Below are 19,535 nucleotides of genomic sequence, written 5' to 3' on the forward strand. Positions count from 1 at the left end.
TACACCATGTCAGTGCGCTCCTTGGATATTATCATTCCTTCTTTTCGGCCTGCAGAAGAATACCTGCTGCCCATCTTGAACCTGGCAAAGCCTGCGGATATACGTGTACGTTATTGCCTAGTGGTGGATAATCCCACCGCTACTATCCCGGAGAGCATCCGGAAAAGAGAAGGAGCAGACTTGACAATAGTTCATCATAGGCAAAATCAAGGGGCTGCGGTTTCCCGCAATGATGGCATAGCCGCAGGTACTGCGGAATGGCTGCTGTTCCTAGATGATGATATTTTAGTCCCAGATGATTTGATCTTTACGTATATACATGCTGCCAACACCTATCCGGAGGAAATCGGTTTTATCGGATTAATTAGAATGCCGGCCCCTGGTACGGCTTTCACGCAAGCGATCCGGGCAAGTGGCTCCATGGATATATTTACAGTAGCAGAGAAAAAGGAAAGCCACGCCTGGGGAGCAACTGCCAATATTATGATCAGCAGGTCAGCATTGGGAGACATACGCTTCTCTGAATTATATCCGCGCGCTGGGGGAGGAGAGGATATCGATTTCTTCCTGAAAGTCAGGGCCCATAATGATTTCCGTAATTTCAAATCCCTGCCGGAAGCGGCGGTAGTACATCCTTGGTGGAACGGAGAAAAAGTAAACATACAACGTCCTTTCCGGTATGGCATTGGCGGTAGTTGGCTCGCACAGCTCAATCCTCAATATGTGTACTATGATCTGCTGAATACGCCGGAATTATTACTGCTCCTATTATTTGGATGTATGGCGGCTGCGGTTTGGAAACCACAACTATTGCCAGGATTACTATTTATCCTACTGGGAATTCTTATCGTGGAATTATTGGCCAATATGATCCAGGCATTGAAACGCCGGGCGCCAGTGAGTCCTGCGGTGTTTTTCTATGTGCTGTTACTCCGATTGTCTTTTCAATCTGGGCTGCTATGGGGGAATCTCTCCCGAGGCCGACTAACAGGCATGGGGGAACGATTTAATGATGATGGAAAAGTACGGAAACTGAATTTCTATCGTTTAAACAGTTATAAAATTACAAAGTGGGTGGGCTACCCGCTCATCTGTTGGCTGGCATTCCGGTTTTATTTCTAAAGTTATACCTGACAATATCCATTGCTGCAACTGACCATCCGGGCTTGAATAGTCTGATGATAGAATGCTTCATTTTCCTGGTATTGCTGCCGGGAATTTAATTGATGGTGAAGGTGAAAGCAGATCGCAGACAGTTTTAATTTCCGCTTCCTTACACCGCCATGGATAAGGCGTGCCGCGAACTCGTTGTCTTCCCAACCCCAACCTTCAAACAAATTATTATACCCATTTATGGCCAGGAAATCTTTGCGCCAAAAAGCGAGATTGCAGGCGCGCACTTTACTAGCGCCGGATGGCTTCGCGCCGATGAGGAAAGAGAGCATGGGCAAGCGGATGGCATTGAAACGGTTGGCTAATCCTGGTACTAGGAAATGCAGCGTTTTTTCCGGTTGTTGTAATACCGTATGTGTTAATGTCTCTTTTAAGATGGCCCTGGAACCTTGCACGAAGAAGCCGGATTGGGCGCTGCGTATATGGTCTGCAATAAAATGCGGGTGCATTACTATGTCGCCATCAATTTCAATGATATAATCAGCAGCAGCCAGTTTGATGGCTTTGTTCAAGATAATACTCTTGCGAAAGCCCTGATCTTCATGCCAGGCGTGCTTTACAGGGAAAGGAAACTTCGATCGGTATTGGTCGATCAGTTGCCGGGTGTCTTCTCGGGAGCCATCGTCGGCGATTAGAAGTTCGTCCGGGTAACGGGATTGTTTGAGTAAACTGAGGAAAATCCGCTCTAGTGCCTGCGGCCAGTTATACGTACTAATTAGTAGGGCGGTTGAAAAAGATCCATTCATATTTCTCATTTTCGGTGGATAGATAAGCTGATTCCTTATTTCATTGGCAATGGGTAGGATAGATACTCAGGTTTCCTTACCATAATTTTTTATTAAACAGATGAGTAAACGTATTTGTTTGTCAGGCTATTATACGCCGCTGTGCTTATTTTTTAGTCGCTTTAACTGGTATCGGCAGTAAATGTACCATCCGAGATGTTGTTTGATGAGACGCGGTTTCTCCTGTTTGAATATTTTATCTTCATGCTTGGCGGAGAACCCCGACATATTATATAAGGTAACAGCTACCGCCAAATGTTTTCTACGAAATGCGCCATCGCCCCATACTTGCAGGTTGAGTGCATAATCTGCAAACACCCTATATCGTACATCGTATTTATATTTCTTGAATACCGCTGCCGGATAGAAGATAGATTGATGATTCATTGGGAATTTTGCCAATCGATACTTGCTGTATGGCCCGCGTAACAATATGTACGGCGGACGGAAATCATCTCTATACAATTCTTCACTGTGGCCATAATATACGGTGTTGGTGTCTTCTAATTGCAGCGCAATATCCCGGAACCCAGGGAGTAGTTCATCGTCCGAACCGAGGAAGTGCAGCCATTTTCCCTTTGCCATCGTGACGCCTTTATTCAGGGCATCATAGATGCCGTCATCTGCTTCGCTGATAAAACGTATATCCAGGTTAGGATAAGTACGGGCAATTTCAATGGTGGTATCTGTGCTTTTCCCATCTATTATCAGGACTTCTAACTGCGGCAGGCGCATGTCGGAGATGGACCGCAAACACGATGCCAGGTGCTTTTCGGCGTTATATGTCGCAATGATAATACTGACAAGCTTTTCCGGGGATGATATGGCCGCATCTGTCATAAAATACGAAATTAACTAAGCATGATTTATCACAGAAATAATATTATCTTGTAACGCTTGTTTGTGCAGAATGTTACATTTTCCAACGCAGAAAAATTTAATTTTTTAGGATGTCGGCTTACCATGTACAATCTCCCATACTATTTTTAATTTTCAACAGACCGGATCTCACGTCCCGCGTATTTCAGCAGATACGTGCCGTAAAACCTCAACGCCTATACGTTGGCGCAGACGGACCACGTGCAAATAAGCCAGGAGAGGCAGCGTTGTGCCAGGAGGTGAGAAATATTATTAGGGAGATAGACTGGCCCTGTGAAGTGAAAACGCTTTTCAGAGAAGAGAACCTAGGCTGTAAACGGGCAGTGTCCGAGGCTATCACTTGGTTTTTTGACCAGGTGGAGGAAGGAATTATTATAGAAGACGACTGTTTACCGGCTATCAGTTTTTTTCAGTTCTGCGATTATATGTTAGCACATTACCGTCAGGATAACAGGGTCCGCCTTATTACGGGCTCCAATTTGCAGGATGGGCGCAAATGGGGAGAGGCCACCTATTTCTTTTCTCAGTATAGCCACATTTGGGGCTGGGCCACCTGGCGTAGGGTATGGGCGCAATACGACGCAGAACTCACTGCGTACACAGAAGATGATGTCTCCCTACATCTCCCCAAAATATTTTCCGATCCATTCCTCATTCAAGACTGGCTACGTATTTTCAGGGAATTGCACCAAGGCAAAATTGATACCTGGGATTATCAACTGAGCTTTATTACTTTCTTTGAAAATGGCTTATGTGTCACCCCCAATGTGAATTTAATCAGTAACCTAGGATTTCGGCCCGATGCTACCCATACTTTCGATCTCCAGAGCCTCAATGCCAATGTCCCTTCCGGCGAAATCACGGATATCATTCATCCTAAAACATTCCTCCCAGAGAAAGAGGCCGACTATTACTACATGCAAAAGGAATTTGACCTGGTAAACCGCTGGCGGCGCTACAACAAGCCCAAACGTAAGCTCAAACGCTGGCTGCTGCAATGGTTCAAATAGTCAGGAAGCCAGTACTTCCCGACATTTGCGCATAAATCCGGCCGACTGGTTATCACGGGAGTAAAAGGCATGATAGACGGCATCGTTGTAAGTGGTGCCGAGCCCGAATTTATTATGCTCTGGATGATGCAAATACCATTTTTCTTCTTCGATATGCGTTGGCCACCAGAATTTTATTTGACCCTGCTGTACACGGATGGTTTCTGTCAAGTGTTGGCCGGCATCCATATCTGTTGTCATTTGCATATCCGGGTATTGCAGTTCCCGCAGGTATCGCGTACTGATTCCAAAGAAAAATGGAGATACATATAGATTTTTGGCATCTCTTAAATGATTGGCCGTTTGGGCAGCGCCAGCAATCGTATTAGGTGCTTGCAAATCGGCCAGCAGCATGGGGAGCCAATTCTGCGTAGTGGGGATACAGTCTACATCAAAGAAAATTAGGTAGTCTGTATCCGTGACATTCCTGCAAATGTAATTGAGAAAACCGCCATGGCTGAAGGATTTATCATATACCTGGTTGATGCTCATTCCCATCTTATCAAAGACGGCTTTCTGCAACCGAGGCACTTCGGGGTTCACCTTATGGTTATAGAAGGTAAATATTTTCATCAAAGACGATTGCCCAATTTTCCTACGATAAAACATCTCCATTTATTTTTGCTGTCAGGAAAGATTTGATAGAAGCCTGGGCCTTACTACCTCTTACCTGGAATGGAGCCAGATAATAAAAGGTCAGCCATTCGTCTTCAAATTTTCTGCTAGACAATCCTGTTTTAGAAATAATTAGTCGGAAAGGACTCATGAAGAGCAGTCGCCAACGATTCTTGCGCCGGTTTTTCCGATGTAAGTAAATAGCCCGGTCATACTGATAGAGTACTTTTCCTGCTTGCTCAATACCCGCCATGAGTCGGTCGCGGTAATCGATGGTAAGGCGTTCTCTCGGAATGAAATGCTGCATTTCTAATTCCTTATCGAAATACAACTTGAAATCCCACAGGAGTAGTCGTTTACAGTATTCAAAATCATCGCCTGTAGTGAGACTATTCCCGTTCCTGCCGTTTAAGAGGGAAGGATAAGTATCTTGGTTAATGAGTAGAAAGAGCGATTTGCGGGTAATCAGTCCAGCTCCCAGCACAAAGCCTCTGTGGCTCACATCGCCGGAAGCATTGGCCGGTATCCCAATAGCATATTTATCTTTATAGGTTTCGAACCACTCCGGATATTCGTCTGCGTTAGTAACGGGGTAGTTCCTGCCACCGGCCGCGCCGATGGTGTCATCCTGTTGCATCACGCGATAGGTATGCATGACATAATCCTTATGGAGCCAGTTATCATCATCGCAGAATAGTAGAAATTCGAACAGTGCTTCCTGCGCGCCTCGTTTACGGGCATACATTTGGCCGGGTTGTACTTCGGTAATCACCCGGAAAACAGCGTTGGAAGGGGCACACTGGGCCCAGGTTTCCATGGCTGTCAGGATGGTATCATCGGTGGAAGCATTGTTGATGAGGAGAATTTCCCAGGGAACATCAGGTGGTACTTGTTGGTTGGCCAGGTGACGCAGGGTATCGCCGATACGTTCGCTGCTATTATAACAACAAATGATAACGGAAACTCCATGCGGCGCATTTTTCATTTCACGGATGTTCATATATTTATTCTTCTACCTGTAATAATTTGGCAATACGTTTAACAGGAAAAGGGATAACCTTGTTCAGTGCCTGATAATATCCACTATTCAGCCCTATAAATTGCACCAATTGATACCTTGCGGATGGCGATCCTTGCCAGCGGCTGGATAGAAACTGCCGAATGGTTTTTCGTATAAACCTACTGGGGGAGATGAGCTGTTTTAGCATCTGCTGTTTCATCTCCGGAAAAACCTGTAGCAAGCAAGTGGCGTAACAGATACTAGTGCCGTAGGTCAGTCTACGCAGATAGCGGTCGTTGGCCCGGTTGCCTGGAATGATATGGTTTAACCGGAGTGTCGGACTAACACCTGCCGCGAACCCTTTCCGGATGGCGTGTAGTATCATCTGTGTATCTTCCCCGCTAGTGAGTTTATCTGCTGTTCTGCCTGTTAGGGTGAGATGGCCGGCTGTCGCCAATGCCACGTACTCTTTCAGCAACGCAGCGTCTGTACAAAGTCCAGTGCCAAATGGATAGCAATCCTGCCATTCCCGCGAGTCGTCGAATAGGATATCACTGTCATGCCTTTCCTGGAACATATAACGTGCATAGGCGGCAATATCGTCTTTCACACCGTCAATAAAATCCACAAAAACTTGGCCAGGCCCCCATGCGCCCACTTGCGGATAGGCGCCGTTCAAGAGTTTTAGCTGTTGTAGATAATCTGGAGCAGGTTCATTATCGTAATCGATATATACGATATGATGACCAGAAGATTTTTCTATAGCGGCAATACGGGCAAATTTCACCCCCTGTTGGGCTACATGCAATACCTGGAAAAGGGGGACTTGATGGACAGTAGCTTGCACGGCTGGCAGTGAGGCCACTGGAATCCGACTGTTATTGTCCACCAAAATGTATTCTACTTTCAAATCACGTGTATCCAGTGCCGTTATAGCGGCCAGGCAACGTTGCAATATGCGTTCATCTGGGTTGTATGTACAAATGATGACTGAGTAATCCATGGTAATGACATGAGGGCCGGCAGGGGATAAGCAGGTTTTCTTTGAACTGAATATACAGATAATACGTTAAATGGAAACATGTAATTATATTTTAGTAATTTAAGTCCATGTCATTCAATCACATCTTATATACACGTTGGAAAATAGCCCTGCCATTATGGACCATTATCTGTCCTATAATTGGATTGATTATGCTGGCATTGGCTGGAAGCATGCAGGGCGGTTGGTTTGCGGCCCTCTTGGGCGTTACGCTCATTGCGGTGGTATTATCTGCTGTGCACCATGCGGAAGTGGTGGCGCATAAGGTAGGGGAACCTTATGGGACATTAATCCTAGCATTGGCCATTACGATTATTGAAGTGTCGTTGATTGTTTCGATGATGCTCTCTAAAAGTGCAGGAGGGGAAACACTGGCCAGAGATACCGTATTTGCGGCTATTATGCTTATTCTTACCGGTATTATCGGACTAGCATTGCTAATAGGCGGCCTGAAATATCGAGAACAGGTATACATCAAACAAGGGGTCAGTGCGGCCTTGGTAACGCTTACGGCTATCTCCGTGCTAACGCTGGTACTGCCCAACTATACCACTACCCAACCCGGTCCTGTATATTCCAATAGCCAATTGCTTTTTGTGGCGCTGATTTCCTTGGTATTATATGGCGGATTTGTAGCAGTGCAAACAGGTTTGCATCGGGATTATTTCCTCCCGCAGGAAGCATTGGGAGATCATGACGATATTCACGCAGCGCCTCCCTCCAAGTCCACCGCCATCAGTAGTTTATTGTTGCTGCTGGTTTCATTGGTGGTAGTAGTTTTGCTGTCCAAGAAATTATCACCCACCATAGAAGGTATTGTAATCAACTTAGGAGCGCCTAAAAGTCTGGTAGGTATTATCATTGCTGCGGTGATCCTCTTACCGGAAGGGATGGCGGCTATCCGTGCGGCATCCCGCAACAGGCTGCAGACCAGTCTGAACCTGGCATTAGGCTCTGCCCTGGCCAGTATTGGTCTCACCATTCCGGCGGTGGCTATTGTATGTTACTTCGGGGGATTTGAGGTAACATTAGGCATCGATTCCAAATCATCTCTCTTAATGCTATTATCACTCTTTACTATTTCCTTATCCTTCAGCGCAGGCAGAACGAATGTGCTGCAAGGTATTGTGCAGTTGGTGATATTGGCCACTTACCTATTTACAACGATTATCCCATAAAAAATCCCCGCAACATAGATAAAAAAAAGCGGACCCAAAAGAGTCCGCTCGCTGTTTCATTTGGCGTTATTTTGCCGTTTATCTGTTATCAATCAGTGACTTTTCTTATCCCACCACAGTTTGGTGCCGCCATTGTCTTTGTCGCCCAACAGTTTGATGGCATCCTGCACAGTGGCCGGATTGGTGCTGTATTCATTCTGTGGGAATGGCAGACGGCGAATCTGCAGGGTGGTGGAAATGGTATTACCGCTATTGTTCACCGCTACTGGGAACAGTTTAGGGTAACCGGTACGACGGAATTCCGTCCAGGCCTCTTGCCCTTCAGGGAACATCGCTAGCCATTTTTGGGTGATGATACGCTCTAACTTCGCTTCGTCGCCGGCGGCAGGGTCCCATTTGATGGTGATACCGCTCGGACTAGGCAAGTTATTATTTGCATTCTTAGGATCTACATAAGCAGCAGGGGTGCTAGTGGCGTCATTTTTATACGTTGGCGCACTTACATTCCATTGTGCAAAGGACGTGGCAATACCCTGTTCGTAATTCTGCTGTACATCGCCGGCATTATTCCAGCCGTGCATCGCTGCTTCTGCGCGCAGGAAATATACTTCTGCGGCTGTCATCAACTGCACCGGCGTTTTCTTACTGAAAGAAGGAGTGGTTCCATCGCTGACATTCAGGTTGGAATATTTCACATAGTCATCTTTCGAATTCGCACTGGTAACGCTACCGATACGGATACCGATGTATTGTGGTGTGAAACCAGCATCGGTAGATTTATCCATGTATTTTGAAATACGTGGATCATTATATCCATTCATGTAACAAGCCAGGGACGCATTGATGCGGGTATCCGCCCAATCAATGGCAATGAATGCCAGCGGATTGGTGAAGCTCCCTGTTATTTTTACATTCATGTTATCTGTATTGTCAGTCAACACGCCGCCATTGGCCGGATTCAGGGCTTTTTCGCCTTCTGTTTTCGCCATATTGTTATCGGCATAGTAGACGTGCGTTGCCAATCGCAAACGAAGGGAGTTGGCAAATTTCAGCCATTGGTTGAAATTCCCGTTGTACACTACGTCGAACTGACTGAAGTCGAACGGCAGCTTGGTGCCCGTAGCTATCTGTTTCTGCAAGTACTGTGTAGCCGTGTCCAGCTCCAGGAAGAAACGTTTGTAGATGTCTTGCTGACTATCATATGGAATGGTAGGCGCATTCTCACCTACATGGCTATACGGAATAGGACCATAGATATCTGTAACCCTACTCATAGCGGTCACTTTCACGATCAGCGCCACCGCCCATACGGCAGGGTAGTTCTTTTCAATACCCGTGGTACGCAGTTTCAGAATGGGCGACATCACGCTGAGATAACCTACCTTATAGGCTTCTCCGTTCCATCCAGAAACCAAGCCGTAGTTCAGGTTATTGACACCACTCGCAAAGGGAGTGGCCGACATGAAATAGCCGGAATAACAATCAGCATTCAGGTTCTGCTGTACCTGAAATGAGTTCGGGTCTCCACCGCCAGAGAAATTGTAAATCGCCATCTCGGCGGATTTCAAGTATAGTCCGAGTCCGTTGAAATCAGGGCCCAACTGATCGCCAGTGATACCCGTATTGTCGGTATTAAATTTTTCGAAATTCTTGGTGCAGGCACTCATTCCGGTAATCGCCAGTGCAGCGACTATCACCGTTTTATATCCACGCAGTTTATGTAATAATTTCATCGTTTTCAGTTTTTCAGTGATACCATTAGAAGGATGCATTCAGGGTCAGACCGTAGCTGCGGGTAGCAGGCAACATAAATGCATCCACACCACCCAGGCCGTTTGCGGTAGACATAGTCTGTTCCGGATCAAATGGCGCTTTGCGGGTGAAATAGATCAGGTTACGACCACTCAAGGAGAACTTCAGGGTTTTGAAGAACGTATTGTGCATTGGCACCATGTAGCCGAGGGCAGCTTCCCTCAAACGAACCGTGGTAGCGCTGTAGATATATTCTCCCGAAACACCTTCTCTACCACCAATAGTAGTATACCAAGTATTGGCATCAATGCTGGTTACCGCTTTACCGGTTTCGTCTACACCATTGATTTGTACACCACCTGCATCGCGGGCATCGCCGCTAGCTTTGGATACGCCGTAACTATCCATCATCGCTTGGGTGATAGACATTACCTTGCCGCCAAACTTACCATCGATCAGGAAAGAGAATGTGAAATTGCCATAAGCAAAGTTGTTGTTCCAGCCCAGTTGCCATTTGGTATTGGCATTACCGAGGTACTGCATGTCGCCGCCTTGTTTAACAGGCTTGCCACCTTTGATCAGGATACGACCTTGGTCATCCTTACTCAGTACGGTACCATAAATATCGCCGAAGCTACCACCCACTTTAAACTGAGACGCATAGTAAGCACCGGAAGCGCCGCTCAGCGTGAAACGGTCTACGGTAGACCAGAGGGAAATGATTTTGTTATCATTGGTAGCGAAGTTCAGACCGGTGTTCCATTGGAACTTACGTTTGTTGAACACATCGTATCTCACTACAGCTTCTATACCTTGGTTCTGGATATTACCCGCATTGACGAATCTAGATTCGAACAAAGTAGCAGTAGGTGCTGCAATTTGAAGGGTTTGATTGGTGGTATTGGTTTTATAATAAGTCACGTCAAAGCTCAGACGGTTCTCTAAGAAGCGCCATTCTGTACCAATCTCCAGGGATTTTGTTTTCTCAGGTTTCAAAGCAATGAATGGGCCGGTGGTGGCAACAGTCAGGTTGCCGCTGGTACCTAAGTGATTAGGTGCTGTATTGGACTGATAGGCCAGCGGGCTATTACCCACAATAGCATAAGATCCACGTACTTTGGCGAAGGAGATTGCAGCAGGCAGATGTAATATGTTATGCAATACCACACCTAGACCTGCGGAAGGGTAGAAGTAAGACATCTGTGGCGTAAAGGCCAGGTTGGACGACCAGTCGTTACGAGCAGTCAGATCCAAGTATAACCAATCTTTGTAAGAGAGGTTGGCGCTGGCGAAAACAGACTGCCATTGACTGTGCATTTCAGGACTGGTACCGGATTTCAGGGCATTCAGCGTAGTCATGTTCTGAATGGTGAATACATTCGGAATGAACAATCCATCTTTACCAGAGTTGAGGAAGTCGCCCACCGTTTTGATATCGCGGATACTGGTACCCACTGCACCTGTTAAGCTGAAGGTTTTACCTGGCAGGTTGATATTGGCCAGCAGGTCGCCATACTGTTGAGTGGTAGTGTTGTTACCGTAGTAATAACCGCCATTTGGACTAGACAATACTTGCTGAGAACCGGCATATATTTTCTGTTCGTACAAATCGTTGATACGGTCGATGCTACCGCGGGCCTGGATATTCAGCCAGGAGTTCAGCTTGTAATTCAGGCTGGCATTCATCAACAGTCGGTTACGACGCAGTTTGTTCGGGTTACGGTTGGTGATCCACCAAGGATTCTGCTGCACATCCTCATTTAATGGCCAGTTTTGAACCATCAGGTAGTTGCGGGTAGGATCCGGGATCTCAAACGTGTTTTTATATTTCGTGATGTCGAGGCCACGGGGAAACAGATAAAGGCCGGTAAGTGGGTTGAAATAGAAGCCAGACATCGGTGTATTATCGATCTGCTGAGTCATGTAATTCACGTCAGCAGTAGCGGTGAGTCGGTTGTCAAAGAAATGACCGGTTTCTTTAAAGTCAATATTATGACGACCGATATTATTTCCTGGTTCGATACCTCTACCGGAAGTGTTGGCGTAGCTGAAATAAGTCTGCGCCATTTCATTTCCGCCGGAAAGGCTTACGCCATTGGTGAAGAGCTGCCCTGTTTGGAAGAACGTTTTCAAAATATCGCGGCCAGAAGGGTTATTGATTTTAGCGCCCCAGCTTTGCGTAGAACTATCCTTTGTTTGCGCGTAATTATTTTGAAATTTAGGGAGATACGCAGCCTGCGACAGGGTAACGCCACTATATAGGTTCACCGACACGTGTCCGGATTTCCCGGATTTCGTAGTTACCAAGATTACCCCATTAGCGCCCTGACTACCGTACAAAGCTGCTGCAGAAGCACCTTTCAGCACGGAAATACTTTCAATATCTTCCGGATTGAGGTTGGAGATAGGATCGCCACCATCATAGGAAGAAGTACCACCATAAATACTAGAAGGTTGGTTGGTCAGACTATTATTCATCGGCACCCCATCAATCACATACAGGGCTTGGTTAGAACCCAGTCCAGATTTGCTACCGCGGAGGATCACCTTCGCAGAACCGCCTACGCCAGAAGCGCTGGAGGAGATGGTCAGACCGGCAACTTTACCATTCAGGGTATTGATCAGGTTCGCATCTTTGGCTTTGGTCAATTCCAGGCCATTGATTTGTTGGGTAGCGTAGGTGATGGATTTCTCCGATCTGCGTATACCCAGTGCCGTTACCACTACGCCACTCAGTTGAGCGTCTTGCGGTTGTAATTGGATCTGGAGATTAGCGTCGTTGCCTACCGTGATGGTCTGCTGGGCAAATCCAATAAAGCTAACCACCAGTATGTCCCCGGGATTGGCCTGAATAGAAAAGCTCCCCTGGGGATTAGTAACGGTTCCCCGGGTAGATCCTTTAACCTGGATAGATACGCCGGGTAAGGGTTGGCCATCGGGGCCAGTTACTTTACCCTGGATCGTCATATACGGACTGGCCGTATATTCCATCGGTTTGGATTTTGGTGACACAACGATCGTTTTATCTACGATGGTGTAAGAAAATAATTTGTTGTTCAGGGCGGCATTGAGCACATCTGTGAGCGGCGCCGATTCCAGGTTGAGATTTACCGGGGCTGCCTTTTGCAGCAGTTTTTCGTCGTAGATAAATTCATAACCTGTCTGGCGACTGATACTGTTGAACACATCATACAGAGCGAGGCGTTTGCCCTTGATGGTAACAGACTGAGAGAAGGTTTTAGCGCTCAGATTAAGTGTAAATACCAGTGTTAGTATGACAGTTAATCGCATAGTAAGCAATAATTTTCTACGCAAACGCCCGCCCTTTCTGCGGACTTTGCAGGTACAAAGGAGTTCCATACTTTTGTTTTGTGGCTTAGTAATTCAATTTTTCAAATGCTAATGGAAGTTGGATAGCCATATTTTACCGGGAGCATTGGCGTGCTTCCGGTTTTTTATTGGCATTCGTTTTCATTCACGTTTTCATAACAAGCTATTTTTAAAATTCATAAGTGGATAAAAATGTGTTACTGTTCAGGATTGTAGGGCTTTACCCTTATTTTGTTATTGGTTGTTTCAAATTGTACCCGTTGGGTGGCTGATAAAATTTTCAGTAGACTGGCAGCATTCTCCCTTCTAGAGATAATGCCCGTAAGGTCCACATCCGAGAGATCTCCTTCATAACTGATATCCACGTCGTACCAGCGAGAGATTTGTCGCATAATGGTTTTTATATTGGTGTTTCTGAACCGAAATTTCCCTTCTTTCCAGGCGAGGGTTTGTTCTAGGTCTGCCTGGGCGGTCGTGAAGCCACTATGATGCGTGAGCGTGCCGGCGTATCCTGGGCGCAGGAGCGTTTGTGCGGTACCATGTAGTAATTGTACCGACCCGTTTTCCAGCGTAGTGGTGATGTCCTGTTCATCCGTGTAGGCCATGACGTTAAAACTGGTACCCAATACCTGTACTTGTAAGGAATCGTTTCCTTTTACGTCTACGAGGAAAGGCTTGTTGGGATCTGCCGCCACTTGGAAATAGGCTTCGCCGGTAATTTCTACGCGTCTTTCCTTTCCAGGGAAGGCTGTCGGGAAGCGGATACTGCTGGCGGCATTGAGCCAAACGCGACTACCATCTGGGAGGCCCAGTTGATATTGCCCTCCACGGGGTGTAACAATGGAGTTGTACACCACTTTAGTGGAAGGGCCTTGGTTGTCATAGATAAGGCTTTCGCCATTGTTGCTAATGTTGGCATCGCCCTGTTTCGCGATATTGCCTAGGTTGGCACTGTCTAGCGGCACGGTACGGCCATCTGCCAATACCAGCATCGCCTTATTGCCGCCTGGCATCATGGCTATATGTTGGGTAAGATGTGTCGGTGTTATGGTATGGTGTGGCCACCAATAGACGCCTGCGCTGAATACGGCTGCCACACAGGCTGCTGCCAGCCACCATTTAGTACGACTGCTACGTATAGGCCTTATCGGGGTTTCCATTACAATTTGCTCAACTAGGTGGGCATGCTCCGAGGATTGCCACCCTGAGTCGGGGGCGCCGTTGTGGAGCGTGGACAGGATGTCTCCCAAAATCTCTTCTTCACCCACACCCGCTTCCACCAATTGCTGCAAGCGTTGCAGCTCATCGGCCGAGATGTTGCCAAGCCGGTATTTTTCCAATAATTGCTTTAAATCGTGCATCCGTTAGTTAGATTTTGGAAGGGTGATTTAAAGTAAAGACGAACAACTTTGAAAAAAGGAGTATGCGGGCGGAAATTTTTTTTTAAAGGGAATTATTTGCGGAAAGTCAGTACCAATAAGATAATTGGGAGAACGTCATTGGGGACATGTGTTTGCACGTAGGAGCGGAGCGACTGCAAAGCGAGGCTCATTTGTTTCTTAACTGTATGGATGGAAATATTGAGCTGATGGGAAATTTCTTCATTGGAGAACCCTGCGAGCCGTGCCTGGTACACTTTGCGGCGTTCTGGAGGCAGCGAAGCAATGGCCTTATTGATGATATTGTCGTATTCCTTACGGAGTAGGAGGTGGTCGGTATCTTCCTGGATGGTGGGCTGCTGTTGCTGATGAATATCGTAGACCTTCATTTTCACCAATTGTTTGCGGAAGCCGTCATAAATATGATTACGGGTAAGGATAAAGAGATAGTCCCGAAAGTTACGTACTTCCGTTACCTGCGCTCGTTTTACCCATATCCGTAGGAATATGTCCTGTACTGTTTCTGTAGCGTGATGACCATCCTTCAAGTACACCATGGCCACATCATATACATGTTTGCTGTAATGATGGAAAATAACCGTGTATGCATTGGCGTCACCTGCGGCTACTTGTTGTAACAGTGCTTGCTCATTTGCTAAATCTGTGATTGGCAAAGGCCGTAATTTATGACATTAACAAATCAATATCCGGTAGATTACGACGGTAATTTAATAATAAATTAATTCAAACCAAGCGTTTTGCTTAAACGATTAAGCATGAGGTTTCACACAGAGGCGCAAAGAGCGCCCAAAGACGCAAGAAAAGAATTTTTTCACGTGATCAATTTTTAAGAAAATAAAAATTTTTAAAAACAGGTTGCGTCTTTGGGTGCTGATAATTGTGTGTAAAAATTACAAGAATACTCCTCCAGAAGCTTCGATACGCTGTGCATTGATCCAGCGGGCTTCATCGGTACAAAGGAAGGCTACCACACCGCCAATATCATCTGGCAGGCCAACCCTTCCCAATGCGGTATTGGAGGCAATCTGGTCGTTGATCTCTTTGTTGTCTCGTACATGGCCGCCACCGAAGTCGGTTTCAATAGCGCCGGGAGCTACCACATTGGCTGCAATTCCTCTTGGGCCCAGCTCCTTGGCCATGTACCTGGTCAACACTTCGATCGCCCCTTTCATAGCGCCATAGGCACTGCTGCCTGGCATGGCAAAACGCGCAAGGCCGGAGGAGATATTTATAATGCGACCACCATTTTTGATAACGGGGAGCAGTTGCTGTGTGAGAAAGAATACTCCTTTCAGATGGATGTTCATGATATAGTCGAACTGCTCCTCTGTGGTGGATTCAAACGGAGCATACAGGGCTGTTCCTGCATTATTCACCAGGAAGTCAAAGTGCGAAGTGCCAAAAGTGGAAGTTAAGGTGTCCTGGAATTGTTTTACAAAAGAAGGGAATGCCTTCGTATCGCTGGTATCCAGTTGAAGGGCGGCCGCTTTATTTCCCAAGGCTTTGATTTCATGAACTACTTCCTCTGCTTCTGCCTGTTTGCTGTGATAGGTAATGACTACATTAATACCTTTGTGGGCCATGGCTAGTGCCATATTTCTGCCCAAGCCTCTGCTTCCTCCTGTTATCAGTGCGATTTTATTACTTGCCATTTGTCAAATGTTTTATACAATAAAAAGATTTATCAGTACAATTTGTTCAACAGTAATGATGATGCAAAGATCAGGAGGAATGAACTGTCTGTCATTGCAATGATCAATCTATCATTTGTAAAATTCAAATAATGGCGGACCTACCTGAAACTGGCAGGGGTGATGGAGGTTTGTTTCTTGAAGAAGTTGGAAAAATGCGCGACCTCCTCAAATCCAAGACCATACGCAATTTCGGAAATGCTCAAATCAGTTTGTTTGAGGAGAATCTTGGCTTCCTGGGTAATTCGGCTGCTAATCAGCTCTGTAGTGGTTTTGCCGGTATTTTCCCGCAGCACTTTATTGAGGTGATTGACATGCACGGCCAACCGGTCTGCAAAATCCTTTGGTGTACGCAGTTGTAACCGCTGGTGTGGCGGTTCTACAGGGAATTGTCTTTCTAATAATTCTATAAACAAAGATGAAATCCTGGCGGCCGCATTATGCATAGGATACATGGCGGTGGCGGGTTGTAACTTCTGACCAAAGTGAATTACCTCCAGTACATAATTCCGCAGTAGGTCATACTTATAAATGTAATCCGAGGAAATCTCCCGGTACATCTTGGCAAAGATGGAAGTAATTTCCGCTGCATCTGCTTCAGAGACCTGAAAGATCGGATAGCCGCCCGCGCGGAAGATGGGCAGATCATCCAGCACCACGCCACTTTTCGTGGACACGAAGAAGTCTTCTGTGAAAATACAGAAGTACCCTTGCTGCTGATCGTCTTGTGGAAGCCAGTGGTACGGAATGCGTGGCGATGCAAAAAGCAGGGCATGCGTATCTATTTCAAATACCTTATCCGCATACTCGGCTTTGTTCCTGCCGGAGATAATACTGATTTTGTAGTAGGCGCGGCGGTTATAGGGCATTTGCCCACTTGTCTTTGATGCTGCAAACACTTCCTCGGTCCGGAATACATTGAAATGTCCCAGTTCCTTACTGATCCCTTCTGGTACCAGTCCGGATGTTTCTCTGTAAAAATCCTCCAATGAGGTCGTGTTCATAAAAAATCATTTGCGAAAATCAAATTTACGAAGAAATTTCCCACAAAGATGCAAGGGTGAAGTATGTTATTCCATTAAGAAATGGCCCAATACCACCAACTATTTCGGATGGTATTAAATCATCCTGCGATAAAAAAAGCCCGGATAAGGAATTATCCGGGCGATATAAATCACATTCATCGGAAAAATGATGATAAAACCAACTATTTATTCACCAAAGATTTTCTGTAGCTCTTTATCCAGGCCATCGCCACCGGTACCGACTTCTTTGTAAATGATTTTACCAGTTTTGTCTAATAGCAATTTGGTAGGGAAGCCGGATACAGCATAACTGGCCACCAGGTCAGATTGGCTCTTCTCGTAGTTGTTCAGCACATGTAACCAGGGCAGGCCGTCTGTCTTAACAGCTCCTTGCCACGCTTTCTTCGCATCTTCCAAATTTTCTGATTTCTCATTGGCTACACCTATGATTTCAAATCCTTTGGATTTATATTTTTCGAAAAGTGCTTTCAGATGAGGGTTTCCCGCTCTGCATGGGCCACACCAACTGCCCCAGAAATCTACCAACACATACTTGCCCTGTAGGGAACTCAGTGTAAAAGGATTGCCATTCAGGTCAGGTTTGGTGAAATTCGGTGCTTTGGAGCCAATCGCTGTGGTTCTTACGCCTTTGATACGCTCCGCCAGCTCTTTACCAGTGGCAGTAGCTTTCAGATCAACAGAGAGTTTATTATACACCTTTTCTATTTCGTCAATAGGGTAGCTGTCAAACATACGTATCATCAGGATCACACTGACGAATGATTTGGTATGTTTAGTAATCCACTCTTTCTGAATATTGTCAATCTCTTTGCCGTTGGCCTGTACTTCCGCCAGGATGGCTTTGCGGGCGTTACTATCAGCAGGGGCTTTCATCTTCGCCATTTGCTGACGGAGTTCCCAAGTTTTCTTCACTAAAGGCAAGGTCTTTTCCTTCAGGGTATTGAATTCATCATTGATCTTACCACCACTCACCTTCGCCATATACAGTTCATTGGCATCGCCGGTGATGGTGATCGGCTTATCGGTTATAAAGAATTCCAGGCTCGGCGCTGGCATAAACATACCTCCCTTCACATATTCATATTTGGCGGAAGGATGCGTACTAGACATCATAACAAGGGAGGTGCCTGCATGCTCGCCGGAGAATTCAAAATGATCACCTTCATGCATGGAGGCAGTATCCGTTTTTTTATGATTATCGGTTACGAGGGTGGCGCGCAGCATGTAACCCGCTTCTCCCTTAATATCCGCTTTGATGCTGTATTTCTGTTGGGCGAAGGAAAAAGAGGCCAGCAGTAAACTGCTGGCCAGGGTAATGGTTGTTTTTTTCATGGTTGGTGTTTGATTGATTTTAGAATCCTGACATGGGAATCGACGTGGTTGCTTTCTTTGGGGCAGCACCTTTCTCGATGGTAGCTTTTACTTTTGCTGCTGTTTCTTCGCTAAAACCGGTATATCTGTCTGCAATATTACCGGCAGGATCAATCAGGTACATAGTAGGAATACCAGAGAACTGGAATTCTTTCATGGTATTGTCTTTGTTGTCAGACAACAGTTGTAACCATGGCATGTTTTCTTCTTTCATTGCCTTGCGCCATGCGTTGTTATCTGTATCAATGGAGATGCTGGCTACAGTGAAGCCTTTATCTTTATACTTTTCATACAACTCTTTCACCAGCGGAATAGCCTGACGGCAAGGACCACACCAGCTAGCCCAGAAATCTACCAGCAGCCATTTGCCTTTATACTGATCCAGACTAGCCAAAGGACCTTCCGGAGTAGGATATTTCACGGATGGCATAGGCTGACCATTTTTCAGTCTTTTTGCTTGATTAGTATTGTAGATGATGGTCTGTTTTAATTCTTTCGCTTCTGTCAGCCATGGATATTTTACAATCAGCTCTTCCAACAGCGCCATTGCTTTATCATATTTCTCACCCGCTTGGGTGCCTGCCATGCCACGAATAGCATAGATCGTCACCGGGCGACCTTTGTACACGCGCATCAGGATTTCCTGACGGGTATCATAGTCCTCATTGATAGGGCTATATACTCTCCTGGTATTGAGATAATGGGTATAGTTGGTATCGGTGGATTTCTTAGCGAAATAAGCAGCATTGTAATCATCAATACTTCTGCGGTAGTTAAATTCACTATTAAGTACATACTGATTGATGAAGTTGTTGTCGGAAGAACCTTCAACAAACGTATAATGCGGAATTTTCACTTTGTAAAAAGCGGTATCATATCCACGCATATCTACTTTCACGTCGCCATCACTCCAGAAGCTCACTCTATCCCAGTTAAAGGTATTGATGGTATACACGCCCTGGTGATCCTGTTTCAGGTGGAAAGTGAATTTTTTATCCGGACCAAGCAATACGGAATCCACAGCGGTAGGTTTACCACCAAGGGATTCTTTCATCAGCCATACTTTGTTTTCTGGCTGTTTAGGATCGGTGAATTCTACGGAACCTTTTACGGTGATGGATTTTACCACTTTGTTCTGCTGCGCCAGCAGGGCTAATGGTGTGGCCAGTAACGCCAGCGGCATCCACATTTTAAAAACTGCTTTTTTCATTGGTGGTATGTTAT

The 19,535-nt window shown here is 46.0% G+C and carries 16 protein-coding genes; 3 read left to right on the forward strand and 13 right to left on the reverse strand.

Annotation, left to right across the window (positions count from 1 at the left end; genetic code table 11):
- Window positions 1-6: 6 nt before the first annotated feature.
- Entirely contained in the window at window positions 7-1,122 is a 1,116-nt protein-coding gene (locus JO154_RS10530; RefSeq protein ID WP_291944877.1) for a glycosyltransferase, read from the forward strand.
- Between the two features lie 2 nt (window positions 1,123-1,124).
- Here the strand turns inward: JO154_RS10530 and JO154_RS10535 are convergent, their stop codons facing one another.
- Both JO154_RS10535 and JO154_RS10540 read right to left on the reverse strand, forming a co-directional pair.
- Window positions 1,125-1,919 (reverse strand): glycosyltransferase family 2 protein, encoded by a 795-nt coding sequence (locus JO154_RS10535; RefSeq protein WP_291944879.1) that lies wholly within the window; start codon window positions 1,917-1,919, stop codon window positions 1,125-1,127.
- 129 nt (window positions 1,920-2,048) lie between these two features.
- On the reverse strand, window positions 2,049-2,798 hold the full coding sequence (locus JO154_RS10540; protein ID WP_291944882.1) for a glycosyltransferase family 2 protein: 750 nt from the start codon (window positions 2,796-2,798) through the stop codon (window positions 2,049-2,051).
- 110 nt (window positions 2,799-2,908) lie between these two features.
- Here JO154_RS10540 and JO154_RS10545 point away from each other — a divergent pair, with 110 nt between their 5' ends.
- Window positions 2,909-3,847 carry a hypothetical protein gene (locus tag JO154_RS10545; RefSeq protein ID WP_291944884.1) on the forward strand — a complete coding sequence of 313 codons (939 nt, stop codon included), beginning with the start codon at window positions 2,909-2,911 and terminating at the stop codon, window positions 3,845-3,847.
- Here the strand turns inward: JO154_RS10545 and JO154_RS10550 are convergent, their stop codons facing one another.
- The 3 genes from JO154_RS10550 to JO154_RS10560 are packed head-to-tail and all read right to left on the reverse strand — an operon-like array spanning window position 3,848 to window position 6,504.
- Window positions 3,848-4,459 (reverse strand): hypothetical protein, encoded by a 612-nt coding sequence (locus tag JO154_RS10550; protein WP_291944886.1) that lies wholly within the window; start codon window positions 4,457-4,459, stop codon window positions 3,848-3,850.
- Between the two features lie 22 nt (window positions 4,460-4,481).
- Window positions 4,482-5,501 carry a glycosyltransferase gene (locus JO154_RS10555; protein ID WP_291944887.1) on the reverse strand — a complete coding sequence of 340 codons (1,020 nt, stop codon included), beginning with the start codon at window positions 5,499-5,501 and terminating at the stop codon, window positions 4,482-4,484.
- Window positions 5,502-5,505: 4 nt separating this feature from the next.
- On the reverse strand, window positions 5,506-6,504 hold the full coding sequence (locus JO154_RS10560; RefSeq protein WP_291944890.1) for a glycosyltransferase: 999 nt from the start codon (window positions 6,502-6,504) through the stop codon (window positions 5,506-5,508).
- 107 nt (window positions 6,505-6,611) lie between these two features.
- On the opposite strand from JO154_RS10560, the gene JO154_RS10565 reads away from it, so the two are divergent.
- Complete coding sequence (locus JO154_RS10565; protein WP_291944893.1) at window positions 6,612-7,721, forward strand: ionic transporter y4hA; 1,110 nt, start codon at window positions 6,612-6,614, stop codon at window positions 7,719-7,721.
- Between the two features lie 92 nt (window positions 7,722-7,813).
- On the opposite strand, the gene JO154_RS10570 is transcribed toward JO154_RS10565, so the two are convergent.
- The 8 genes from JO154_RS10570 to JO154_RS10605 form a co-directional block, all read right to left on the reverse strand.
- A complete protein-coding gene (locus tag JO154_RS10570; RefSeq protein WP_291944896.1) occupies window positions 7,814-9,454 on the reverse strand; it encodes a RagB/SusD family nutrient uptake outer membrane protein in 1,641 nt (546 codons plus the stop codon).
- A 25-nt stretch (window positions 9,455-9,479) separates the two neighbouring features.
- Window positions 9,480-12,764, reverse strand: a complete 3,285-nt coding sequence (locus JO154_RS10575) for a SusC/RagA family TonB-linked outer membrane protein (RefSeq protein ID WP_291944898.1) — start codon at window positions 12,762-12,764, stop codon at window positions 9,480-9,482.
- Between the two features lie 236 nt (window positions 12,765-13,000).
- On the reverse strand, window positions 13,001-14,164 hold the full coding sequence (locus tag JO154_RS10580) for a FecR family protein (RefSeq protein ID WP_291944900.1): 1,164 nt from the start codon (window positions 14,162-14,164) through the stop codon (window positions 13,001-13,003).
- 92 nt (window positions 14,165-14,256) lie between these two features.
- The gene (locus JO154_RS10585) at window positions 14,257-14,856 is read right to left on the reverse strand and encodes a sigma-70 family RNA polymerase sigma factor (RefSeq protein WP_291944903.1); all 600 of its coding nucleotides are present in this window, start codon (window positions 14,854-14,856) and stop codon (window positions 14,257-14,259) included.
- Between the two features lie 237 nt (window positions 14,857-15,093).
- Window positions 15,094-15,855: an SDR family oxidoreductase gene (locus tag JO154_RS10590; protein WP_291944906.1), complete on the reverse strand. Its 762-nt coding sequence runs from the start codon at window positions 15,853-15,855 to the stop codon at window positions 15,094-15,096.
- A gap of 140 nt (window positions 15,856-15,995) precedes the next feature.
- Window positions 15,996-16,898, reverse strand: a complete 903-nt coding sequence (locus JO154_RS10595) for an AraC family transcriptional regulator (RefSeq protein WP_291944909.1) — start codon at window positions 16,896-16,898, stop codon at window positions 15,996-15,998.
- Window positions 16,899-17,105: 207 nt separating this feature from the next.
- On the reverse strand, window positions 17,106-18,272 hold the full coding sequence (locus JO154_RS10600; protein WP_291944912.1) for a TlpA disulfide reductase family protein: 1,167 nt from the start codon (window positions 18,270-18,272) through the stop codon (window positions 17,106-17,108).
- 19 nt (window positions 18,273-18,291) lie between these two features.
- Entirely contained in the window at window positions 18,292-19,521 is a 1,230-nt protein-coding gene (locus JO154_RS10605; protein WP_291944914.1) for a TlpA disulfide reductase family protein, read from the reverse strand.
- Between the last annotated feature and the right edge of the window lie 14 nt (window positions 19,522-19,535).

Origin of the sequence: Chitinophaga sp. (genome assembly GCF_019236475.1) — a bacterium.
Taxonomy (GTDB): domain Bacteria; phylum Bacteroidota; class Bacteroidia; order Chitinophagales; family Chitinophagaceae; genus Chitinophaga.